The sequence below is a fragment of the Sphingobacterium sp. GW821-FHT03E03 genome, from assembly GCF_059420745.1.
On record NZ_JBWKUH010000002.1, the window covers coordinates 350,308 to 373,893 of the forward strand.

The 23,586-nt window shown below is 40.1% G+C and carries 17 protein-coding genes and 4 tRNA genes; 16 read left to right on the top strand and 5 right to left on the bottom strand.

The window, feature by feature from the left end; all coding sequences use genetic code 11:
* Nucleotides 1-46: 46 nt before the first annotated feature.
* The 5 genes from AC07UV_RS04775 (at nt 47) to AC07UV_RS04795 (ending at nt 6,369) form a co-directional block, all read left to right on the top strand.
* Nucleotides 47-1,018, top strand: coding sequence for a polyprenyl synthetase family protein (locus AC07UV_RS04775; protein ID WP_120261403.1), 972 nt, complete (start codon nt 47-49; stop codon nt 1,016-1,018).
* On the top strand, nt 1,018-2,070 hold the full coding sequence (locus AC07UV_RS04780; RefSeq protein WP_282250469.1) for a TerC/Alx family metal homeostasis membrane protein: 1,053 nt from the start codon (nt 1,018-1,020) through the stop codon (nt 2,068-2,070). Before AC07UV_RS04775 ends, AC07UV_RS04780 begins: the two co-directional genes overlap by 1 nt.
* A gap of 198 nt (nt 2,071-2,268) precedes the next feature.
* The gene (locus AC07UV_RS04785; protein ID WP_282250470.1) at nt 2,269-3,456 is read left to right on the top strand and encodes a C1 family peptidase; all 1,188 of its coding nucleotides are present in this window, start codon (nt 2,269-2,271) and stop codon (nt 3,454-3,456) included.
* 112 nt (nt 3,457-3,568) lie between these two features.
* Nucleotides 3,569-4,807 (top strand): thioredoxin family protein, encoded by a 1,239-nt coding sequence (locus AC07UV_RS04790; RefSeq protein WP_495182901.1) that lies wholly within the window; start codon nt 3,569-3,571, stop codon nt 4,805-4,807.
* A 323-nt stretch (nt 4,808-5,130) separates the two neighbouring features.
* On the top strand, nt 5,131-6,369 hold the full coding sequence (locus AC07UV_RS04795; protein WP_495182902.1) for a thioredoxin family protein: 1,239 nt from the start codon (nt 5,131-5,133) through the stop codon (nt 6,367-6,369).
* 115 nt (nt 6,370-6,484) lie between these two features.
* On the opposite strand, the gene AC07UV_RS04800 is transcribed toward AC07UV_RS04795, so the two are convergent.
* Nucleotides 6,485-8,608, bottom strand: coding sequence for a prolyl oligopeptidase family serine peptidase (locus AC07UV_RS04800; RefSeq protein ID WP_495182903.1), 2,124 nt, complete (start codon nt 8,606-8,608; stop codon nt 6,485-6,487).
* 218 nt (nt 8,609-8,826) lie between these two features.
* Between AC07UV_RS04800 and AC07UV_RS04805 the strand changes: the two genes are divergently transcribed.
* The 9 genes from AC07UV_RS04805 to AC07UV_RS04845 all read left to right on the top strand — a co-directional run bounded on the left by AC07UV_RS04805 (nt 8,827) and on the right by AC07UV_RS04845 (nt 14,440).
* Entirely contained in the window at nt 8,827-10,995 is a 2,169-nt protein-coding gene (locus AC07UV_RS04805) for a M1 family aminopeptidase (protein ID WP_495182904.1), read from the top strand.
* 58 nt (nt 10,996-11,053) lie between these two features.
* Nucleotides 11,054-11,809: a UDP-2,3-diacylglucosamine diphosphatase gene (locus AC07UV_RS04810; RefSeq protein WP_495182905.1), complete on the top strand. Its 756-nt coding sequence runs from the start codon at nt 11,054-11,056 to the stop codon at nt 11,807-11,809.
* Nucleotides 11,791-12,372 carry a Crp/Fnr family transcriptional regulator gene (locus AC07UV_RS04815; protein ID WP_259186206.1) on the top strand — a complete coding sequence of 194 codons (582 nt, stop codon included), beginning with the start codon at nt 11,791-11,793 and terminating at the stop codon, nt 12,370-12,372. The genes AC07UV_RS04810 and AC07UV_RS04815 overlap by 19 nt, the downstream gene beginning before the upstream one ends.
* 73 nt (nt 12,373-12,445) lie before the next feature.
* Complete coding sequence (locus AC07UV_RS04820) at nt 12,446-12,775, top strand: DMT family transporter (protein WP_108636081.1); 330 nt, start codon at nt 12,446-12,448, stop codon at nt 12,773-12,775.
* Nucleotides 12,776-12,873: 98 nt separating this feature from the next.
* Nucleotides 12,874-13,947 carry a peptide chain release factor 1 gene (gene prfA / locus AC07UV_RS04825; protein ID WP_223583747.1) on the top strand — a complete coding sequence of 358 codons (1,074 nt, stop codon included), beginning with the start codon at nt 12,874-12,876 and terminating at the stop codon, nt 13,945-13,947.
* Between the two features lie 73 nt (nt 13,948-14,020).
* A tRNA-Asp gene (locus AC07UV_RS04830) sits at nt 14,021-14,094 on the top strand.
* A gap of 60 nt (nt 14,095-14,154) precedes the next feature.
* A tRNA-Asp gene (locus AC07UV_RS04835) sits at nt 14,155-14,231 on the top strand.
* A 31-nt stretch (nt 14,232-14,262) separates the two neighbouring features.
* Nucleotides 14,263-14,336, top strand: a tRNA-Asp gene (locus AC07UV_RS04840).
* A 27-nt stretch (nt 14,337-14,363) separates the two neighbouring features.
* Nucleotides 14,364-14,440, top strand: a tRNA-Asp gene (locus tag AC07UV_RS04845).
* 61 nt (nt 14,441-14,501) lie between these two features.
* On the opposite strand, the gene AC07UV_RS04850 is transcribed toward AC07UV_RS04845, so the two are convergent.
* The 3 genes from AC07UV_RS04850 to AC07UV_RS04860 form a co-directional block, all read right to left on the bottom strand.
* A complete protein-coding gene (locus tag AC07UV_RS04850; protein WP_120261393.1) occupies nt 14,502-14,726 on the bottom strand; it encodes a (4Fe-4S)-binding protein in 225 nt (74 codons plus the stop codon).
* Nucleotides 14,727-14,774: 48 nt separating this feature from the next.
* Nucleotides 14,775-16,016 carry an MFS transporter gene (locus tag AC07UV_RS04855; RefSeq protein ID WP_495182906.1) on the bottom strand — a complete coding sequence of 414 codons (1,242 nt, stop codon included), beginning with the start codon at nt 16,014-16,016 and terminating at the stop codon, nt 14,775-14,777.
* 241 nt (nt 16,017-16,257) lie between these two features.
* Nucleotides 16,258-20,304 carry a glycoside hydrolase family 2 TIM barrel-domain containing protein gene (locus AC07UV_RS04860; RefSeq protein ID WP_495182907.1) on the bottom strand — a complete coding sequence of 1,349 codons (4,047 nt, stop codon included), beginning with the start codon at nt 20,302-20,304 and terminating at the stop codon, nt 16,258-16,260.
* Between the two features lie 292 nt (nt 20,305-20,596).
* Here AC07UV_RS04860 and AC07UV_RS04865 point away from each other — a divergent pair, with 292 nt between their 5' ends.
* Entirely contained in the window at nt 20,597-21,169 is a 573-nt protein-coding gene (locus AC07UV_RS04865) for an RNA polymerase sigma factor (RefSeq protein WP_120261390.1), read from the top strand.
* A 24-nt stretch (nt 21,170-21,193) separates the two neighbouring features.
* Nucleotides 21,194-22,300: a S1C family serine protease gene (locus tag AC07UV_RS04870; RefSeq protein ID WP_495182908.1), complete on the top strand. Its 1,107-nt coding sequence runs from the start codon at nt 21,194-21,196 to the stop codon at nt 22,298-22,300.
* A gap of 366 nt (nt 22,301-22,666) precedes the next feature.
* Here AC07UV_RS04870 and AC07UV_RS04875 read toward each other — a convergent pair whose 3' ends face one another.
* Nucleotides 22,667-23,302 (bottom strand): peroxiredoxin, encoded by a 636-nt coding sequence (locus AC07UV_RS04875; RefSeq protein WP_077438013.1) that lies wholly within the window; start codon nt 23,300-23,302, stop codon nt 22,667-22,669.
* Nucleotides 23,303-23,586: the final 284 nt, after the last annotated feature.

Sequence of the window (23,586 nt, forward strand, 5' to 3'; positions counted from 1 at the left end):
ATTACTATCTTTAAGCTTTAACTTTTTTGGTGTTTCATTCCAATTCATGTCAAAATTAACAGAGATCCAACGCCCTATTATCCACGAACTTGAAGCTTTTGAAAAGAAATTCAAAGCATCGATGAAAAGCTCCGTTCCCTTGTTGGATCGTATCACGCAATATCTGATCAAACGTAAAGGCAAACAAATGCGACCGATGTTTGTATTTTTTTCAGCGGGCATCTGCAATGGGATTAATGAATCTACCTACCGCGGTGCTGCTTTGGTTGAATTACTGCATACGGCTTCGCTTGTTCACGATGATGTCGTGGATAACTCTTACGAACGTAGAGGCTTCTTTTCAATCAATGCACTCTGGAAAAATAAAATTGCGGTACTGGTTGGTGATTTTTTACTGTCAAGGGGTTTACTACTTTCTGTAAAACATCAGGACTATCATCTGTTAAAAATTGTTTCGGAAGCGGTCGACCAAATGAGTGAAGGAGAACTGCTCCAGATCGAAAAAGCGCGTAAACTGGATATCGAAGAATCCATATACTTTGAGGTCATCCGAAAGAAAACAGCATCATTAATTGCTTCCTGTTGCGCCTGTGGATCTGCTTCATCCAATGCTGATCAAGAGACGGTAGAGAAATTGCATCAATTTGGAGAGAAAATTGGTATTGCTTTTCAGATAAAAGATGACTTATTTGATTTTGGTCTGGATGATGTGGGTAAGCCCCTGGGAAATGATATCAAAGAGAAGAAAATGACATTGCCGTTGATCCATGCCTTAAATCAGACAAGCTCTAGCGAAAAGCGGCGAATCATCAATCTGGTTCGAAACCATAACGAAGACCCCAAAAAGGTGGCTGAAGTTATTGATTTTGTCCGCAACAGCGGCGGACTAGCCTATGCAACAAACAAAATGCTGGAATATCAACAAGATGCATTTCGCATCCTAGAAGATTTTCCAGATAGCGAATACAAAGAAGGATTACTTCAATTGGTAAAATATACAACAGAAAGAAAAAAATAATGAGTCACGAATTAATGTTTTTTGGAGGTTTCCTGATCTTCATTGCACTGATGCTAGCAATTGACCTTGGACTATTTTCCAAGGGCGATAAACCCGTTAGCTTAAAGACTGCCGCAATTATGAGTGCTGTATGGGTATTATTCTCATTAGGCTTCTATTGGTTGCTCCGTCAGTATGGATTTGAATTGCATAATATCCAAGACCTAAACCATCTGCAGGAAGTCATTACAAAACATCACCACGATATTAAAATTATTCCTGGCGATCTTGCCGCAAGTTTAGCCGTCTATAATAACAACCTAGGCTTGGAATATTTAACAGGATATGTTGTTGAGTATGCGCTCTCTGTCGATAATATTTTCGTTATGGTGTTGCTCTTCACATCATTTGGAATTCCCGAAAAATACTACCATAAAGTTTTGGTATGGGGGATTCTTGGTGCCATCGTTATGCGGTTTCTATTTATATTCCTTGGCGCAACCTTAATCGCTAAATTTGGCTGGATTCTATATGTTTTTGGTGCATTCTTAGTATTCACAGGTGTTAAGATGTTTATCAATCGGAACCAAGAGGAAGAGGTCGATCCTCAAAACCACCCTGTTGTCAAATTTGCGTCTAAATATTTCAAGGTAACCCCAAAATTAGATGGTGGTCACTTTTTCCATATCGAGAATGGCGTGAAATACATGACACCTCTATTTTTGGTTTTGTTAGTGATTGAATTTACCGATCTAATTTTCGCAGTGGATTCTATTCCCGCAATTTTCTCGGTTACCAAAGATCCTTATGTGGTATTCTTCTCTAATATCTTCGCCATCCTTGGATTACGTTCCATGTTCTTCTTATTGGTCAATATTATCCATAAGTTCCAATATTTAAAAGTCGGGTTAGCTTTTCTATTGGTGTTCATTGGTCTGAAGATGTTATTACATCACTGGCTGGCAGAAGTCGGCTTTACAACGACGCATTCACTGATTGTGATCATCAGTATACTTGCCTTAAGTATTATCGCCTCGCTACTCTTTCCAAAGCATAAAGAGATTGCCGAATAAACATAAAAGCAAAGGGTCGTAAAAATTACGACCCTTTGCTTTTCAATATTTTAGCCTAGTTCGTACTCCTCCTGTCTCGTGACAAAAGGACCTAAATTATAGTTCATTTTTAAGAACAATTATTTTACAGAGGAATTTGCCTTACTAAATTTTATTTATTTAATTTAGCACCACTTTAAATTAACAAAATACTAACAAATGAATTGGAATAAATCGATTGTACTAGCTGCCTCTCTTTTTGCAGCTTCATTCCAAGTACAAGCACAGGACAATTTGATCAATGCCCTAAAAGCAAATCAAAATGACAATAGCAAATCTGGATTTACATTTACAGAAGTTATCAATTTAGGTAATACTTCGATCAAGAATCAAGGTTCTTCGGGTACATGTTGGTCTTATTCAGGAAACTCTTTTCTAGAATCCGAAATGATCCGTATGGGTAAAAAACCTGTTGAGATTTCTCAGATATATACAGCACGTAATACGTACTTAGATAAAGCACGTACTTATGTACGTCTTCACGGTGGATTATCATTGGGTGAAGGTGGTCAATTTCATGATGTATTGAATTCATTCCGCAAATATGGCACAATGCCACAGTCAGCTTATACAGGCCTTCACTATGGTACCACACTCAACAACTTTGGTGAAATGACATCAATGCTTGACGCGATGTTAGGCTCGATTGTAAAAGGTAAAGGTTTAACTCCAAACTGGGAAAAAGCCTATACAGCAGCAATGGACTCTTACCTAGGTGAAGTTCCTGAAAAATTTGATTACAATGGCAAATCCTATACACCACGCACCTTTGCTGACCAGGTAATTGGCATCAATCCAGACGATTATGTTGGTATTGCTTCAGTTACTGACCACCCCTATTATAGCCAATTCGTTCTGTTAATCCCAGATAACTGGTCATTTGATCGTTTCTACAATGTTCAGATGAATGATTTAACAGATATCATTGACAACGCGCTGCAAAAAGGTTATACTGTCGCTTGGGCAACTGACGTTTCAGAAAAAGGATTCTCCTGGAAAAACGGTGTTGCTTATGTTCCAGAAAAACCATTCGAACAAATGAGCGATCAAGAAAAATCGAGCATGTTCGTTGGTCCTAAACCAGAAATGAAGATCACGCCTGAAGAGAGACAAAAAGCTTTCGACAATTGGCAAACAACAGATGATCATGGTATGCATATCGTTGGTCTGGTAAAAGATCAAAATGGTAAAGAATATTATATTGTTAAAAACTCTTGGGGAACATCCAACGACTACAAAGGCTACTTGTACGCATCCAAAGAGTTTGTACGCTACAAAACAACTTCTTTGTTGTTACATAAAGATGGTCTTGCAAAAGATTTAAAATCGAAGATAAATATCAAATAAGCGATTTATCCATCGTTTAAAACACCTCTGAAATTAATATTTCAGAGGTGTTTTTGTTTTCAGATTAATTTGATAACTTAAACATAATTATGAATCTAGTTGTTCAGTGAGTATGAGAAGTATAATCGCATTATGCCTTGCAATTTTATTTGGGAATTTAGCACATTCTCAGACCAAAGGGGTGAAATTTGTAGAAGGATTAAGTTGGAAACAGGTCAAAGAAAGAGCGAAGGCAGAAAATAAGTTTATCTTCGTTGAACTTTTTGCGACATGGTGTGGTCCCTGCCAGTATATGAGTAATGAGGTGTTCCCCTTGGAACAAGTTGGTCAGCCCATTAATCAAAATTTCATTAGTATCAGGGTCCAAATGGACTCCACCGAAACGGACAATGCTGCCGTCAAAAAGTGGTATGCTGATGCCCGAGCTATTTCCAATGAGTACAATATCCAATCTTTTCCAACTTTTTTGATTTTCAATCCAAACGGAGAAGCTGTACACCGGATTGTTGGCGCAAGCGATGCACCTGAATTTGTCAGCCATGTGTCAGACGGACTGTATCCCGAAACACAGTATTATACCCTGTTAAAAAAATTTGAGAAAAGACCTCAGGACATCTACACCGCCAAACAGATGTTAAAAGCAGCAAATATCGCTTATGACGAAAGCACCGCACGTAAAGCCGAAAATACTTTAGCCAATTCTTTGGGTACCGATGAGCTTTTTAAAAAGGAAAACGTCCATATTCTTCTGGCGGCAGCCAAGTTTACAAATTCAAAAGCCTTTAACCTGATCCGCAACAATAAAGAAAAAATAGATATTTTGCTGGAATCACCGGGGATCGCAAATCGTACGCTCGCGAATGTGGTTGTTAATGAGCTTTTCCTGATTAAAATAGATGCCAAGCATGAACCCAACTGGGATAGTTACCAGAGTGAGCTGTCAGCAAAATATCCGGATATAGATTTCGTTCCGATGTTTAAAAAGATCAAAGCACATTATTATCTTCAGGTCAAGAATTACGTGGCTATGAAAAACACCATCAATGATTACCTATCATCAGAGGATTTCACAGCACATCAATTGAACACCTTTGCCTGGACGATTTTTAATAACAGCAGTGACCCCGAATGCATCGACGCAGCGATCAGCTGGAGCAAAAAATCTATCATAGAAGATCCCAGCTCTGCATTCTTAGATACATACGCCAACTTACTTTATAAAAAAGGTGAAAAAGAGAAGGCAATCAAGTGGCAAAATAAAGCCATAGAGATGGCCAGTGACGACGATCGACCAATCTATCAGGAAACATTGGACAAAATGACCAAAGGGATACAAACCTGGGAAAATTAAATATTGACGAGAAAGAGGTCTATTTCTTTTCTGATAGGGTTTTGAGTGGGAATAAATTTAAGTCACTAGATACCTCAATTTTTTATAACACGAACTTCAGGGATCCCGTACCTGACTTTTTAAGCATATACTCATGCAGAAAATCGTCGCTCAGCAGCTGGGCGACAAAAGTCCGTGAAGCCCATTTTTTGTTGGTCGAGCTTCAATTCAATGAGATCACCACTTAATTTTTCAAAATAGTAAACTCCCCGATTAATTTTTTTATAAAATTTTTCTTGATAGTGATTTTATTCAGTAAATTAACACCTAAATATCAACGGATTATGAGAAAATTAATTTTAATGCTATTCTTGGTTCCAACATTACTATTCGCTCAGAGCGAGGGTGTAAAATTTGAGCATGGCCTCACTTGGAATCAAATCAAAGAAAAAGCAACCAAGGAAAACAAATTTATTTTTGTTGATTGTTTCACCACTTGGTGCGGCCCCTGCAAGTACATGACAAGTACAATCTTCCCACAGGCGAAGGTGGGTGATTTCTTCAATGCCAAATTTATCAATGCCAAAATCCAAATGGATAAGACTAAAGAGGACAATGAAGAAGTAAAATCCTGGTACACTGAAGCAGATCGTTTTGCCAAAGACTATAAAGTAGTAGCCTATCCTACTTTCTTGATCTTTGATTCAAAAGGCAATCTTGTACACCGTATTGTAGGCGGTGGTGATGCGGATGGCTTTATTGCTAAAGCCCAAAAAGCACTGGATCCAAACACCCAATATGAAACCCTATTGGCAAAATTCAATGCTGATCCACAAAATCCAACAATTGCAAAAGCTATGGCTGCGGCTGCAAAAGATGCTTATGATAAAGAAACACAGGCAAAAACTGAGGGCGTAGTATTATCTTCGCTATCAACAGACCAGATCTTTACAAAAGACAATGTGGAATTATTGCTTTCTTCGGCGAGCATTAAGGATTCGAAAGCATTTAACTTGATAAAAGATAATCCTGCCAAGTTTGACGCCATCAGTGAGAAGGTTAAAGCAAATGATTTCTTAGCTAAACTATTGATCGGTGAAGCTGTCAATACCAAAATACAGGCTAAAGAAGCCGTAGATTTTGCTGCTATCGAAAAAGAACTGGCTCAGAAATACCCGACGGTCAATACCGAAAAAGCGAGCTTGGAAATGCAACCTCGTTATTTCTCTTATACCAAAAACTATCCTGGACTGAGAGATAGTTTTAACAAGTATATTGCCAAATACGGTTCGACAATCACTGCAATGGAATTAAACCAGATGGCTTGGTCTATCTTTGAAAACTGTGATGATCCAGCTTGTTTAAAAGCGGCTTCAGAATGGAGCAAATTATCACTGGAGAAGGAAAAAGATACACCGATGTACCTTGATACCTTTGCCAACCTGCTTTATCGTCTAGGTGACAAAGATCAAGCAATCAAAACACAAGAGAAAGCGATCTCATTGTTGACTGCAAACGATAAAAAAGAGGATTATGTAGCAACACTTCAAAAAATGAAAAAAGGCGAAAAAACTTGGGAATAAGTAATATTCTGAAATAAAAAAGTCCAGATCAACGACGTTGATCTGGACTTTTTTATTGTCTTTGGATAAAACTATCTACAACCGAAATAGACTGTAGATAGTCCCTTCAATATCCTTATTTCAATTCTTTGACACCCATATTCCAGAGGGCAAAAGCGTATTTATCAACGGTACTATTGATCAACACCTCTGTAGATCGACCAGCACCGTGCCCTGCTTTGGTTTCAATACGAATCAATACAGGGTTATCACCAGCCTGCTTAGCCTGCAATTCGGAAGCAAACTTATACGAGTGCGCAGGAACAACACGGTCGTCATGATCTCCGGTCAATACCATTGTCGCCGGATAACTGACTCCTGTTTTCACATTATGTACAGGCGAATAAGCCTTCAGGTAATCAAACATCTGTTTGCTATCAGCGACAGTACCGTAGTCGTATGACCAGCCAGCACCAGCGGTAAAAGTATGGTAACGCAACATATCCAACACGCCAACCTCTGGTAGTGCCACCTTCGCTACTTTAGGGTCAATGGTCATTGTTGCTCCGACAAGTAAGCCACCATTGGAACCTCCCGACAATGCGGTGTATTCAGGTGAAGTATAACCATTTTCTTGTAAATAATGAGCAGCAGCGATAAAATCGTTAAACACATTCAGTTTATTGAACTGTCTACCGCCATCATGCCATTTTTGACCATATTCACCACCACCTCGTAAATTGGGAACAGCATACACACCACCATTTGCCAGCCAAACCGCAACGGAAGTACTGAAAGCCGGAGTCAGGCTGATATTAAACCCGCCATAACCGTATACAATCGTTGGATTTTTACCATTCAAGGCGATGCCCTTTTTATAGGTAATAATCATTGGCACCTTTGTACCGTCCTTCGAAGTATAAAATACTTGCTTCGATTCATATTGGTCGCTGTCAAATTTGACATTCGGTTTGATATAAAGCGACGATTTCCCCGAATTGACATCAAATTTATAACTTGATGAAGGCGTAATGTAATTTGAGAAACCAAAGTAGATTTCCTTTTCCTTTTTCTTACCCGAAAAACCGCTTGCTGTCCCTACACCAGGTAATTCAATCTGTCTGATTTTTTTACCTGTATAATCGTATTGGATAACAACAGAAACAGCATCTTTCAAATAGTTTGCAAATAGATAGCCACCACCGGTACTGATAGAAAGTACATTTTCGGTTTCAGGAATGACATCCTTCCAGTTTTCCTTTGCCGGATTTTTTAGATCTACTTTAACTAATCTATTGTTGGCAGCTTTATAGTTGGTCTCCAATAAGAAGGTGTCTCCAATATTATCAACTACACCTGTATTTGCATCAAAATGATCCTGTAGGCAGATGATCTTGCTATTCGGCTTGCTCAGATCCTGATAATAAAGTTCATTTCCAGTCGTTGTATTTGCCGCAGAGATAATCAGATAGCGCTGGTCATCTGTTAATGAAGCACCGACATAACGTCTTGGGGTTGCCGAACCGCCAAAAATCAGCTGGTCTGTAGATTGCGCTGTTTTAAGTTTATGATAATATAATTTATGTTGATCTGTTTTCTCAGATAGTTCAGACCCTTTGGGTTTATCATAGCTTGAATAGTAAAACCCATCATTACCTTTCCAAGCAATACCAGAGAATTTGACATCAACAAGCGTCTCGCCCACCGGTGCTTTATCCTTTGCATTCAATACGATCACTTTTCTCCAGTCCGAGCCACCTTCAGAGATCGAATACGCCACTAGACTTCCATCCTTTGAAAAAGAAACGTCGGCCAAGGAAGTCGATCCATCTTTTGAAAAAGTATTTGGATCAAGGAAAACTTCCTCCGCTCCATTCTCACCCTGTTTGCGGTAAAGCACGGAATGTTGTTGGAGCCCGTTGTTTTTAAAGAAATAGGTATATGCTCCTTCTTTGAAAGGTGTTCCTATTTTTTCATAATTCCAGATTTCCGTTAATTGCTCTTTCAATTTTGTACGGAAAGGAATAGTATTTAGATAATCAAAAGTGACTTTATTTTCGGCATGAACCCAACTTTTTGTTTCTGCTGAACGGTCGTCTTCCAACCAACGGTAGGGATCGGATACCTTCTCGCCCCAGAATTCGTCTACGACAGTGCCTTTGCTCGTCGTTGGATATTTCAACTGCTGTCCACAAACAGTGCTTGCTGCACCTGCCATACCTATCATCATCAGGATAAGGCCAATTTTTTTGTTTATCATAAAAAACTTTATACTTGTTTCATCCAAAAATAACAAATATAATTTCAGAATTCATAGTGCTAATCTCAAGTAAATGTCATTCTCGTCTGTTCAGAAACAATAATTCACTCTTTTCAAAGAACGGACCGTGTATCCTATCCATGGATTTTCCGAAATCGTTATTTTTACATCAGCCGAAATTTATTTAGCTTTATTTAAATCTTCTAAATAATTCAACAATGCGCAAAAGAATCGCTTTCCTATACTTGGCCCTATCCCTTTCTGCTATCGGTATGAGTCAAGCGCAGCAACTTCCAATAGATCAGCAATATCGTTCCACTCCCACTCGGGTCAACAACCTCGTTCATACCAAACTCGATGTCCGTTTTGATTATAAAAACCAATATTTAAACGGTAAAGAATGGGTCACCCTACAGCCACATTTTTACCCAACGGATTCACTGCGTTTGGATGCCAAAGGTATGGATATCAAACAAATTGCACTGGTCAATGGGCAACAACTGGTCCCATTAAAATTCACCTATGATGATAATTCTCTTCTGATCAAATTGGATCGCAATTACCTCTCCAATGAGAAATATACCATCTATCTGGATTATACGGCCAAACCCAATCTACTAAAAGCACAGGGCAGTGCAGCAATCAATGACGCGAAAGGGCTCTACTTTATTAATCCAGCTGAAAGCACGCCGAATAAACCAAGACAGATCTGGACCCAGGGTGAAACAGAGGCCTCCTCCGCCTGGTTCCCAACCATTGACCGCCCCAATCAAAAGACCACAGCCGAAATTTCAATGACCGTACTGGATAATTATGTCAGTCTGTCCAATGGAGCTCTAGTCAACCAGCAGAAGAACACTGATGGCACACGCACCGATACCTGGAAAATGGATCTTCCTCATGCGCCCTATCTATTTATGATGGCCGTTGGAGATTTTAAGATCTATCAAGATAAGTACAATAGTATTCCTGTTGATTATTACCTGGAACCGAAGTATGCCCCTTATGCGAAGGATATCTTTGGTAAAACACCTGCCATGATGGATTTTTATGGCAAAACCTTGGGAGTCCCTTATCCTTGGAACAAATATGCGCAAATCGTCTGCCGTGATTATGTCTCTGGCGCTATGGAAAACACCACAGCGACCTTACATGGTGAGCATGTGCAAAAGACCAAAAGGGAACTTCTCGATGAAAATGAAGAGGGCACTATTGCCCATGAGTTGTTCCATCAATGGTTTGGCGATCTGGTTACCGCCGAATCCTGGTCCAACTTAACGATGAACGAATCTTTCGCAACCTTTGGTGAAATCATCTGGCATGAGCATGATGGCGGTAAGGAAAAAGGTGATAAATCAAGATTTGAAAAACTACAATCCTATCTCAAATCAACCAAAAACGGCAATAGTCCAGCGCTCGCGCGTTACTATTACCATGACAAAGAAGATATGTTTGATAACATCAGCTATGCCAAGGGCTCATTGATCTTATATGCCCTAAAAGAACAGATGGGCGATGCTGCCTTTTATCAATCACTCAAAAAATACCTGACCGAGAATTCTTTCAAAACTGGGGAGCCACAGCAGCTGCGTCTCACGATGGAAGAAGTGACAGGTAAAGACTGGGCACCTTATTTCAACCAGTGGTATTACAAAGGAGGACATCCTATACTCAAAGTGACAACCAAAAATGAAAACAATATACTGAGCCTCAACATCGCTCAAGTGCAAGATTCCGCTGTTCAAACGTTTCAAATACCACTTGCCATTGACATCCATACCAAAGAAGGCAAAATGAGAAAAACGGTACAGTTAAACAAACGGAATACTCAGCTAACTATTCCCCTAAAAAATACGGTTGAATTTATCGATATAGATCCCGAAAAAACACTTGTCGGTGAGATCCGTATTGACAAAACCGAGGCCGATTATCGTTATCAATATGCGCATGCACCTTCTTTTGCCAACCGTGTCACCGCAATGCTATTTGCCATTAAAAACCCAAAAACAACAGCGGGACGGGAGATACTAACAGCGGCATTGGCTGATCCAGATGCCGACCTTGTCGCGATGGCCATTCAGGGGTTCGATCTAACGGATCCAACTAGCCGGAAATCGACAGCGAACATCATTGCTTCATTGGCTGAAAAATCAACCGCCTCGGTCGTACGTGCTTCAGCAATCCGAAAGCTGGGACAGATCAAAGATAAAAAGTATAAAAATTTGCTACTTAACGGAGTTAAGGATCAGTCTTATATGGTTATCGCGAGTTCAATTATGGCCATTAAAGATGCGTATCCGGGTCAGCTCCAACAGACTTTGAAGCAAATCGATCCCGAGGCTTCGGAATATTTGAAAACCCTCCTAACAGATTTGTCCAAATTGTAAAAAAGATATTGTGGAAGCGAATTTTGTATTCGCTTCCATTTTCTTTAGATTTGGGCACATGTCAACAAGAAAAAAAATCTATTTTGCCTCAGACTTCCATCTAGGATCCTATCCGTTGGAGCATTCGCGCGAAAGAGAGCGATCCATTATTCAGTGGCTCGACACGATCAAGGTCGATGCCGCACAGCTCTATCTTGTTGGTGATATATTCGATTTTTGGTTTGAATATGCGACTGTGGTTCCCAAAGGTTATATACGCTTTTTAGGCAAACTGGCGGAAATTACCGACCTCGGTATCCCGATCACGTTATTTAAAGGCAACCACGACATGTGGATGTTTGATTATCTCAAAAAGGAATTAAATGTTCAGATCGTTGACAATGAACTAGAACTTGTACTAGACAATAAACTTTTTTATATCCACCATGGGGATGGATTGGGCTCCGGTGATTATAAGTACAAATTGCTCAAAAAAGTATTTCGGAGCCGTTTCTGCCAATGGTTATTTGCAAGATTACACCCCAATTTGGGCATAGGAATCGCCACCCGATGGTCCAAACACAGCAGACTTTCCAATAATGAAGATGAAAAATTCCTAGGCGAAGACAAGGAATGGCTGATCGGTTATGCGAAAGAACTCGAAAACAAGCAACATCACGATTTTTACCTATTTGGCCACAGACACCTACCCTATGATCTCAAACTAAATCCAGAAAGCCGTGTTGTCAACTTGGGCGAATGGATCAATTATTATACCTACGCGGTATGGGATGGGGAAACTTTAAGTTTGGAAAAATGGGAGAAAAAATCGTAATTTCTTTAGCAGACTGCTTTCAGGGCTACCATTTTCTAAACCCAGACAGCATTGATCGGCTGGCGCAGATCAGTCAAAAGCTTGTATGTAAGCGGAATAGTGTATTGATCAGGCAAGATAAAATCCAGAAGGACATTTATTTTTTGGCATCCGGATTAGCGCGGGTCTATTACGAAACTGCGGACAGACAGATTACCCTGGATTTTGTATCTCCAGGGGGTACATTAATCTCGATGAACAGCTATGTGCATGACACACCTGGATACGAAAACATTGATCTTCTAGAAGATAGTATTGTCTACCAAATTGACCAAAAACAATTATTTGCGCTCTATGAGAGTGACATTGCCATTGCCAATTGGGGAAGAAAAATGGCTGAGCTAGAATTTATCAAAGCGGAGCAGCGTACGATGTCCAAGCTTTTTAATACAGCCCAGGAACGGTATGCCGAGTTGCTCGAAAAATATCCCCAATATATACAACGGATCAAGCTTGGTTACATCGCCTCATACTTAGGTGTTAGCCAAGTGACCCTCAGCCGTATTCGTGCGAATATCCTTTAAAATTTTTAACATTTGTTAAAATTATTCTGCGGAAAAACGTAGACCTTTGTCCCTGAAACAAAAAAACAGATATATGAACTGGGTATTTTTAATTCTTGGAGGAATATGTGAAATTGGTTTTACAACCTGTTTGGGAAAAGCCAAGGATGCAGAAGGTAGCGAGCAATGGCTCTGGTATGGCGCCTTTGTTGTCTTCCTATTTGCAAGTATGGGCCTATTGATTAAAGCAACACAAACACTTCCCCTTGGAACGGCCTACGCTGTATGGACGGGTATTGGTGCAGTCGGAACGGTTTTAATGGGTATTATCTTCTTTAAAGAACCCGCAGATTTCTGGCGCATATTCTTTATTTTCACGCTGATTGCTTCTATCGTTGGCCTAAAAGCAGTTTCCTCTCATTAATAGCTGGCTAGGTAGTTCAAAAGCAACAAAATTTCCTTACTTTTGTACTCTCAATAGTAATCTAGGTCATAAATTCCTAGAAGAAGCATTTTTGATATATGTTAGATAAATTACAAGCGATCAAAGAAAGATGGGAAGAAGTGGAAGCTGAATTAAGCAACCCTGACACCATGCAAGATATGAAACGTTTTGCCAAATTGAATAAAGAATACAAAGATTTGGGCAAAATCGTGGATCAATACCATATTTATAGAAATATGGTCAGTAATATTGATACCAATAAAGACATCATCATGAACGAGAAGGATCAGGAACTTCGTGAGATGGCCAAAGAAGAGCTGGATATTTTATTGGTTGAAAAAGAGGAAAAAGAAGAAGAAATCCGTTTGATGCTGATCCCTAAAGATCCTGAGGATGCCAAAAATGCCATTATCGAGATCCGTGGTGGAACGGGTGGTGACGAGGCTGCTTTATTTGCCGGTGACCTTTACCGTATGTACACGCGTTATTTTGAGACAAAAGGCTGGCGTAACGAGGTAATGGACGTTACCGAAGGAACTTCAGGCGGTTATAAAGAGGTTATCCTTAAAGTAATCGGTGAAGATGCTTATGGTCAATTGAAATATGAGTCTGGTGTACACCGTGTGCAACGTGTTCCTGATACAGAGACACAAGGTCGTGTACATACATCAGCAGCTTCAGTTGCGGTATTGCCAGAAGCAGAGGATGTCGACGTAGAGATCAATCCAGGTGATATCGAACTACAGACATCCCGTTCAGGTGGTGCTGGAGGTCAGAACGTCAATAAAGTAGAAACAAAAGTACAATTGACACATAAACCAACAGGTATTGTTGTCGTTTGTCAGGTAGAACGTTCCCAATTGGCCAACCGTGAGTTAGCCATGGAGATGCTTCGTAACAAACTTTATGAACTTGAACTGAACAAAAAGAACGGTGATATTGCTGCTAAAAGAAAAACTTTGGTATCTACAGGTGACCGGTCGGCAAAAATCCGTACTTATAACTACCCACAAGGTCGCGTAACTGAACATCGTATTGGTATGACAATGTACAACCTACCGGCGATTATGGACGGTGATATTCAAGGAATTATCGATGCATTGCAGTTTGCGGAGAATGCAGAGCGGATGAAAGACGGTCAGGTAGACTAGTTTTTTTTCAAAAAATCTTTGCAGATACGTAAACAAACGCTATATTTGCACACCTTCTGAGGAGAAGGGTTGAGGTCTGGTAGTTCAGCTGGTTAGAATACATGCCTGTCACGCATGGGGTCGCGGGTTCGAGTCCCGTCCAGACCGCTTCAAAAAAGAGAGTAATCTCGGTAAGTTCTTTAACAGAATAAGTTTTTAAGATTTTTAGGTCTGGTAGTTCAGCTGGTTAGAATACATGCCTGTCACGCATGGGGTCGCGGGTTCGAGTCCCGTCCAGACCGCCAAAAATTATTAAAAACAATCTTTAAGATTTTAGGTCTGGTAGTTCAGCTGGTTAGAATACATGCCTGTCACGCATGGGGTCGCGGGTTCGAGTCCCGTCCAGACCGCTAAAATTTTAAAAAACACACATTGTTGGTCTGGTAGTTCAGCTGGTTAGAATACATGCCTGTCACGCATGGGGTCGCGGGTTCGAGTCCCGTCCAGACCGCCAAAAAAAAAAAGCATCATTTGAATAAAATGATGCTTTTTTTTTGTTACACGAATTTCCTCGTCTATTTTTTTAGTTCGTATTGCAATGCTCCCGAAGGACAACGCTTAATCTGATCAATCAATTCCGCTGTGTTGGCATTTTGAGCCGTAATCCAAGGCCGATCTTTAGGATGATATACCTGTGGCAAACTTTTAACACAAACAGCGGCATGTTCACATCGCTCGGGAATCCAAAGCACGGTGATCTCCCCATTGGGATGATCATATCTAACAATCTTTTCTTCCATAATAAAAATCTCTCCTGAAATACTAATATCAATACGGTCGATTTTGTTTTAGGAAATCGGACGTCTTCGTTTGATCATCCTGCTGACACGATAGAGCATAAAAATAGCCACGATAGAGAGTAACACGACAATGACACCCAAAGTTGGATAATGCTCCAATGGACTTTCCTTTGTCTGCTGAACAATGATCACACCAGCGAGTGATGCTGCGACTCCCCCCGCCAGCTGTTGTAAAGACGAACTTATACTCATAAATGCACCTCTATCCTTCATCTCAGGAACCGCACTGATCAAAGCCGAGGAAGGCGTCATGCGGCTCAAGATGCCAGCCATCATCAGGATATTCAAAATGACAACAAGATAAAATGGTGTAACTCCCAGATTGGTATAAATCAAGACCACTACCATCAGCCATATCGAAGCTAGCGCAAAGATTTTAAATTTATCATAGCGGTCACTCAATTTCCCAACGATAGGCATAATAATCAGTGAGGCAACACCGGATATCATAAATAATAGGGGCAATTGCTCATGACTAACATGCAAATTATTGACGGCAAAGGCACTTCCAAAAGGCATCATCATATAACCACCAATCGAGAGCAGCGCTGTCGCGAGAAAACCAATGCGATATTCCTTTTGCGAGAATGTTGACCAAAGGTGTTTAAGTGCAGATTGATGTTTCTGCAGGCCGATATGTGCAGTTATAGGAATCAGTTTAACTGCAATAATAATGACAATGATCAAAGCCATGACTGCGATCCATAAGAAAGCACTATGCCAGCCCCAATTATTGGCTATATACAGACCTATCGGAATCCCCAGCACCTGACTCGCACCAAAACCCATCTGTACAAAGCCCATGACACGTCCTCTTTGTTGAAGCGTGAATATATCCGTAATAATAGCCATGGAAATCGATCCAATGACACCACCAAACAAACCCGTCACTATACGGGCAGCAACCAAAGTCCAATAGTCATTGGCGAAACTGCAGAAAAAGGTTCCAATGATAAAACCCGAATAAAAAAACAGCAAGAGCTTCTTCCGATCGAAGCGATCGGCAAAACCAGCAGTCAATAGTCCAGATGCGCCGGCACTAAAAGCATAGGCTGAAACTGCAATGCCAAATTGAGATGGTTTTAGATCGATGGCCTTCATCAAGATATCGCCCATAGGTGACATCACCATAAAATCGAGCACGACGGTAAATTGTGTAATCGCCAGCAAAAACACCACGAGTTTTTGATACGCCGTAAATGGGGCATTCGCCTGTTGGTCTATTTCCATATGATAATGATGATCTTGGTTTAAACTGTGTTAAAAATACACAAGCGCTGGAACATTCTCAGCAATAAGTTTATAAAATTTACTGGATCCTATTCTATAGAACTGCAATGAACGTTTCCACCTAGTTTACGTAATGCCCATTTTAACCCGTAAAACCTATATATTGGAAGCAGATCGATAAAACAAAAAAGCCAGCACCCCTGTTTCCAAGTGCTGGCTTTAATCACATCTAGTTTATACTTTATTCCGCGATAACAGCAAACTCTGCTCCCGAAGCGAAATCATCGCCACGTTGTGAATTTAATGCTGTAAAGCGAATATAACGCCCCTTGACGGATTTCTCAAACCGAACGGTTTTGAGTTTTTTATTTCGTTCGAATGTACCTGATAGCACATCCTCCCAGTTTTTACCATCTTTACTTACCTGAATCTTATAATCCTTGATATCGCCATTGGCGCCATCTGGCCTCGGCAAAAATGTAAAACCTTTGATCGTCTTCACACTCGCCGCATCGAAATCAACCCAATGCGGATATTGAGCTACGGTGACCGAGTACATCGTATGCCAGATCGACGTAGGATCTCCATCCAATAGGTTCTTGGCATCACCTTCACCCGTCTCCTGACTGGACGCAAAGACCACTTCCATCGGAACCGTCTCGATCTTACTGTATTGTTGTGTTACTTTTAGTTTTTCATTTCCCTGATACCACGCTGTTATCGTCCCGCCCTGACGCAGATCAAAAGAGTTCTTATAGGTGTTTGCTTTTCCATTATTCAATGAATACAGTACTGTCTCAGCTTTATTTCCCGAAAGAACAGATACCTCGCCTGTCGAACTTCTAGCGAAAGAAATAGGGGCATCTCCAGCTGTAGCAACATGGGCTTTGGCTAGGTAATCATTTTGCTGGATCGGACGGATAATAAAACCGATTGAAGTCGGTACTGCTTTCACACGGTCTTTTTCCAACGGGGGCCCTTGTCCACAACTATTACCACCAAGGCCTGTGACTGCAGCGTCCAAATGCAAATGCACACCGGAGCTTTTTGGTAATTGATAAGGGTGCGGCGCAAATGTCAATTCCAGCTCACTATATTCCAATGCGGACGTAGCAAGATGTTCCTTTGCAATGAAGATCGCTCCTTGCCCTTCCTTATTGGTCAAAGATGTCCAACGCACATCCTCATTGTTACTCATATTTTGAGGGTTGGGCCAAGGTACGAATTGATCTTTTACTGTGCTTTTATGTAATTCAATAAATTGTGCAGTCTTACGATCCGCATAGTTATTGATCGGACCACGTCCATAATAGCTGTAGTTACCAAACTCACCTGGCAATTGCAAGGAGTATCCCAATCTTGCCAATACAACACTTGCATTGTTGGAAGTGATACTAGATGATAATTCAATAGAGCCATCCTTGTATATCGTCCAGATCTGATTGCTGGTAAATTTGAAATCATCAGTACCAAATGGCTTATCCGTATGTTCTTTGAGTGTATAGGTTCCAGATGTTCCACCCAATAAAGAAGCACCATAGGGAGCCTGTGATTCAATTGTAAAGGCCAAAACTACTGCACCATCTTTCTTCGTATAGCTGTTTGAAGACAATACTTTGTGCTTTAAATTATGTAAGCCTTTTTCAAACCATTGCTGATAAGCCCAGTTATCATTATCGACGGGTGCACGCAAAGCATCTAGTTTAGGTCCTTCACCATCCCGTATAATTTGCTTGTTAGCATACGTTAAGCTATAGATTGACCCAGTCTTATTGTCAAATTTTGCAACAAACTGATCCCCTTTTACCACCTGCAACTCACCTTCTTTGGAAAGGATCGGATTTTTACCCTTGGCAACAGACGAAATCAACGGTTTATTTTCAGCCACTTTAACCAACAGCTGTTCCTCCATTTGAACAAAGCCCTTATTTGCCCATGGCTTGTCCTCATTGAGAGCAAACTGAACTTTTACAAAATATTCAGATCCGGCATCCAATTTATCATATTCGATCGGTAGGACAACCTGTTTCTTCTGACGAGCTTTTGGCAAATCAGCAGCAGCTATTGTACCCGTGTTTCCAGCAACAGCTACACCATCTTTGAACAAAGACCATTCAACTTGATAGTCACTAAGATCTTTAAAATAGTTTTTATTGAATAGCTCTATTTTTCCCTGTTGAATATCGATAGCTTTAATCCCTACATTTTGATAAATCTTTTTGACCTCAAAGTATTGTGGTTTGGGCTTCATATCAGCGAAGATCAAGCCATTGTTGACGAAAGTACCATCGTTAGGTTTGTCGCCAAAATCACCACCGTAAGCAAAAAAGCGTTCACCGGTTTTCTTATCATAGTAATACATGGATTGATCAATCCAATCCCATATTGCTCCGCCCATGAAAAAGTTTGTCGACTCAATAGCTACCCAGTAATCGATCAGGTTACCGACAGCATTTCCCATCGAGTGCGAATACTCGGAGATATGGAATGGGTACTTCAATTTGTACGTTCCTTTGACAGCCCCTCTGACCCAGTCAATAGATGGGTACTGATTTGAACCCATGTCTACTATTGTGTTGTTACGTTCGTATTGGACAGGTCTTGAGGTATCGATTTTCTTGATCGCATCATAAGCGGCCACAAAATTATCGCCAGGACCGGCCTCATTTCCGAGCGACCAAATCACAATAGAAGGATGATTAATAGTCGCATGCACCATTTCGATATTACGTGCCACGTGCGCATTTTTCCATTCTGGAACATGAGAAAGGGACTCTTTTCCATAATAATATTGATGGCTTTCGATATTGGCCTCATCCTCAAGATAGATACCATATTTGTCACAGAGGTAATACCAATATGCAGGTTCTGGATAATGTGAATTACGCACATGATTGATATTGGCACTTTTCATCAGTCTTACTTCGGCCTCCATCTGTTCCCGGGTAACGACTTTTCCATGTTCAGGATTCGTCTCGTGGCGGTTCACACCTTTCAGCTTAACCGTTTTGCCGTTGATGTAGTAATAACGTCCAGCGAGGCCAAATTCGTCATCAGACGCCTTGGTATCTTTAATTTCAACCTTCCGAAATCCGACATAGGTCGAAACAGTCTCGATCGTTTTATTTTTCTTGTCCTTCAATTCGGCTACCAATGTATACCGATAGGGAAGTTCAGCGGACCATTTATCTGGATTTCTTACCGCTAGTGTCGCTTCAATACTGTTCGAAGCCTTCGCATCCAATTGCGGAACAACAGCAGATGCTTCAGCCTGGTCTACAAGTGTATTCTCATCACTATAAAGTTTATTTTTATACAAGGAATAAACAAGCTTATAACCGTCGGCTTTCTTATCGCTCAAATTACGGACGGTACCCGTAATTTTTAAGGTACCATTTTCATAGCGATCATCTAATGTTGGAATTGCTGCCAGATCACGGACTTGGATTTTGGGAGTTGAAGTCAATGAGACATCGCGAAATATCCCTGGTAGTCGAAACATATCTTGGTCTTCCAAAAATGAAGCGTCCGAACTCCGATATACTTCTACAGCCAATACATTCTCTCCACCTTTTTTTAAGAAAGCAGAGATATTAAAGGAAGCAAGATTTCTTGAATTTTTTGAAAACCCTACATATTTACCATTTACCCAGAGATAGAAAAAGGAGTCTACTCCATCAAAATTGAGAAATACCTCACGACCATCCCAATCCTTTGGGACGGTAAAATTACGACGGTATGACCCCACTTCATTGCGGTATATATAAGTCGTCCAATCTTGTGGTGGTGTGCGCATCACGCCACCACGCCAATCATCGACTTTCACTTGGTGTTGAAAGATCACACGTTGATTGGAGTAGATTGGCACACCGTATTTTAAACTGCCATCCTTTTGAATACCGTAGATATTCCAACTCATTGGAACAGGTACCGATTCCCAAGCATTTACATCATATTTAGGATCGTAAAATTCTTTTGGACGTTCTTCAGGCGTCTTTACCCAATGAAACTTCCAGGAACCATTGAGTGACCGCCAAAAGTTACTATGCTCCGGAAGTACTTTTCGCGCATTTTCTACGTTTGAAAAGGAAAAGAACGAAGCGTGTGGCAGTTCTTTGTTGAGTGATAATAACTGTGGTGATTCCCATTCATTACCTTTTGGAGATAATCTATCTTCATACTGGAAACCTTCGATATGTGGCGTAAAAGACTGTCCCACTGTCAAGGTCGAATGAAGAGCCAGCAATGAGGTCAGTAACGTGGAAAAAATAACTGATTTTCTTAACATAATGTATTTAAGCATTTTAGTTCAGGAAACCAAATGTAACTTCATTTTAGAGGAATAACAAGCAGATTATTAAAGCACTCGATTGCGAAACTTTTTCGATACATAAATAAACAACGGATGATTCAAGGGTCATCTGAAAATCGAAGCAAAAACAAATGCTTTCGGTTTCAGGGAATAAGCAGTATTTTTGGGCGTAGATTTCGCATTAAACAAATAAAAGTTTACGTTTGAAAATATTTTGAAGATTTTCATTTTTCAAAGGGTTACAATTTAGGCATTAAGGTATTAATAGGTGAGTAAATTCAGTAAATCAGTCCTGCTAGAAAATGATGAGCAGATCATTGAAGGCCTCAAAGAAGGCAATAGCTTGGCGATAGATAGTATCTATAAACGATATTATCCATCCATAAGCCATATGATACTGCAGAACAATGGAAGTGAGGATGAAGCAAAAGATATCTTTCAGGAGGCTGTAATTGTGCTCTACGATAAAGTTGCCAAAGGTGACTTTGAGCTCAGCAGCAAACTCAAAACATATCTTTACTCGATTTGCCGAAGGCTTTGGCTTAAGCAACTCAATCGTGCTGGTTTTGGCAATAGTGACATTAGCGGTTATGAAGACTCCTTATTTGAAGAAGAGGATCTACAACAGCACCAAGAACTTGAAAAAAAGTTCGATCAAATGGAACTTGCGCTAGAGAAAATGGGAGAACCATGTAAGACGATCTTACATGACTTCTATATCTTAAACCACTCGATGCAGGACATCTGTGAAAAATTTGGTTATACCAATACAGATAATGCCAAGACTCAAAAATATAAATGCCTTCAACGGCTGAAAAAAATATTTTTTTCAACAGATTAAAATTTGAGTAACACCATGGGAACAATGAATCAAAAAGAATTTTTCGAATTGGCTGACCAATATCTCCGCGGGGAATTATCTGCATCGGAGAAAGTGGCATTCGAATCTTTTTGTGCTGAAAACCCTTCGTATGCTGCCCAATTACAACAACACCGCGACTTTGTTACCAATATGAAGGAAACTAGCCAGAGGCTTGATTTCAAAAATGTATTGGCCAACTCAGCCAAGGAATATCATAAATCCCAAGGTACAACCACGAAAGTGGTTCCGATGAAACAGTCTACTGTTATTTCTCTTTGGGAGCGGATCAAAGCCAGCTCTTTAGTAGCTGCAGTTGTGGCAGTATTTGCGGTATTTGGCACCTTATGGCTAAGTGGCTATTATAGCAACTTGGAAAAAGCCTCTTCAGATTACAGCGCATTACGTCGTGACATGAATAATGTTAAAAAGAACGTCAATGCACATAACGCTGCGATCAAAGATATCAATGATAAAAAGTCGGTTAAAAGTAGCGAAAGCCAATTTGGAGCGACAGGTTTTATGTTGACAACAGATGGTTATGTAGTAACCAACTATCACGTGATCAGTGGTGCTGACTCCATTTACCTGCAAAATGGTAAAGGTGAGTCTTACAAAGCACAAGTTGTTCACACCGATGCCAGCAAAGATTTAGCAATCTTATATATCGCTGACAAAAACTTCAAAAAGGCTAAAAGCTTACCTTATACCTTCAAAACGTCTACTTCAGATTTAGGTGAGGATATCTATACAATCGGATTCCCTCGTGATGAAGCGGTATATGGACAAGGATACTTAAGCTCTTCAACTGGTTATGCGGGTGACACCATTGCTTATCAGATATCCGTTCCTGTCAATCCAGGAAACAGCGGTGGTCCGGTCCTAGATAGTAAAGGGAATGTGATCGGTATTATTTCAGGTAAACAAAGAGGAATAGATGGTGCTGCTTTTGCCATCAAAACCAAGTCAATCATGAATGCCCTTGCTGATATCCCTAGCGACTCATTAACCGCAGGCGTAAAAATCAATAGAAAAAATGCATTGGCAGGTCTGCCGAGAACCGAACAGATCAAAAAATTACAAGACTATATTTATATGGTTAAGGTCTATTAAGACTGTAATCTTATCATGCTTATAAAAAGGCGGTACATAAGTATCGCCTTTTCTTTTGACCTTTTCGGCCACTCTCCCTTTTTAGTATGCTTCCATATCTTTCTGCTGTGTCGTTCACAGGTACAAACCCAAATAAACAGTACGGTTTCAATAGTTATGCATGAAGTAATTTTAATGCTGGAACATGAGCGACCAGAATTTCAGATCATAAGAAATATATGTATCCCACAAGAAAGATATGCTTTCAGTAGATTGACAGGTTCGAATAAGTTTAGCTAACTTTGGTATAGAATAGGCCCTGAAATGAAAAACGTCAGACCCAAAAAGATCTGACGTTTTGTATGCCAAAAAATTTAACCTAATTACCTATAGATTAGGCTGCGGGGTTGTTCTCAAATAAGGCTTGATTTCCTTAAATCCTTTTGGGAATTTTGCCGGAATATCTTCAGTCTTAATTGCAGGTACGACAATCACGTCTTCACCATGCTTCCAATCCGCCGGTGTAGCCACCTGATAATCTGCAGTCAACTGTAATGAATCTATCACCCGTAAGATTTCATCAAAATTACGTCCAGTAGATGCAGGGTATGTCAAGGTCAATTTGATTTTTTTATCCGGGCCAATAATGAAAACCGAACGTACAGTAGCTGTTAAAGAAGCATTCGGATGAATCATATCATACAACTCAGAAATGTGCCGATCTTCATCTGCAATAACCGGAAAATTCACCTCCGTTTGTTGCGTTTCATTGATATCCTTGATCCAGTTCAAATGATCGTTTACATTATCTACACTTAACGCAATCGCTTTAACGCCTCTTTTGTCAAATTCAGACTTCAATTTCGCTGTACGCCCCAACTCAGTTGTACATACAGGGGTATAATCAGAAGGATGTGAAAAAAACACCACCCAGCTATCTTTAATATAATCGTGAAAATCGATTTCACCAATAGTCGTTTGCGCTTTAAAATTTGGCGCTTCGTCTCCTAATCTTAAACTCATAATCTTATCTTTTAAATATGTTCAAAACCACATACTCTACAAATATAGTAGATTAAATTTAGCAAACAAATAATTCCCTACTTTTTTAAATTGAGATGAAAAAACGCCAATTAAATACTATGCAAGCATAATATATATTTTGTATATTTGATTATAAGCTAGCTATTTCGCCCAAAAAGGGCCGGAATTAGCACCTACGCCGCGATGCTAAAAACATTTTTTGCTTCGCGACGATTAAGTAAAGAGTTACAGTTGTGATAAGTTATAGACCCTAAAATTGAGAT

What these genes read in the sequence shown, in the direction of transcription:
- AC07UV_RS04775 (WP_120261403.1), top strand. Translation starts at nt 47, where the DNA reads ATGTCAAAATTAACAGAGATCCAACGCCCTATTATCCACGAACTTGAA.
- AC07UV_RS04780 (WP_282250469.1), top strand. Translation starts at nt 1,018, where the DNA reads ATGAGTCACGAATTAATGTTTTTTGGAGGTTTCCTGATCTTCATTGCA.
- AC07UV_RS04785 (WP_282250470.1), top strand. Translation starts at nt 2,269, where the DNA reads ATGAATTGGAATAAATCGATTGTACTAGCTGCCTCTCTTTTTGCAGCT.
- AC07UV_RS04790 (WP_495182901.1), top strand. Translation starts at nt 3,569, where the DNA reads ATGAGAAGTATAATCGCATTATGCCTTGCAATTTTATTTGGGAATTTA.
- AC07UV_RS04795 (WP_495182902.1), top strand. Translation starts at nt 5,131, where the DNA reads ATGAGAAAATTAATTTTAATGCTATTCTTGGTTCCAACATTACTATTC.
- AC07UV_RS04800 (WP_495182903.1), bottom strand. Translation starts at nt 8,608, where the DNA reads ATGATAAACAAAAAAATTGGCCTTATCCTGATGATGATAGGTATGGCA.
- AC07UV_RS04805 (WP_495182904.1), top strand. Translation starts at nt 8,827, where the DNA reads ATGCGCAAAAGAATCGCTTTCCTATACTTGGCCCTATCCCTTTCTGCT.
- AC07UV_RS04810 (WP_495182905.1), top strand. Translation starts at nt 11,054, where the DNA reads ATGTCAACAAGAAAAAAAATCTATTTTGCCTCAGACTTCCATCTAGGA.
- AC07UV_RS04815 (WP_259186206.1), top strand. Translation starts at nt 11,791, where the DNA reads ATGGGAGAAAAAATCGTAATTTCTTTAGCAGACTGCTTTCAGGGCTAC.
- AC07UV_RS04820 (WP_108636081.1), top strand. Translation starts at nt 12,446, where the DNA reads ATGAACTGGGTATTTTTAATTCTTGGAGGAATATGTGAAATTGGTTTT.
- prfA (WP_223583747.1), top strand. Translation starts at nt 12,874, where the DNA reads ATGTTAGATAAATTACAAGCGATCAAAGAAAGATGGGAAGAAGTGGAA.
- AC07UV_RS04850 (WP_120261393.1), bottom strand. Translation starts at nt 14,726, where the DNA reads ATGGAAGAAAAGATTGTTAGATATGATCATCCCAATGGGGAGATCACC.
- AC07UV_RS04855 (WP_495182906.1), bottom strand. Translation starts at nt 16,016, where the DNA reads ATGGAAATAGACCAACAGGCGAATGCCCCATTTACGGCGTATCAAAAA.
- AC07UV_RS04860 (WP_495182907.1), bottom strand. Translation starts at nt 20,304, where the DNA reads ATGTTAAGAAAATCAGTTATTTTTTCCACGTTACTGACCTCATTGCTG.
- AC07UV_RS04870 (WP_495182908.1), top strand. Translation starts at nt 21,194, where the DNA reads ATGAATCAAAAAGAATTTTTCGAATTGGCTGACCAATATCTCCGCGGG.
- AC07UV_RS04875 (WP_077438013.1), bottom strand. Translation starts at nt 23,302, where the DNA reads ATGAGTTTAAGATTAGGAGACGAAGCGCCAAATTTTAAAGCGCAAACG.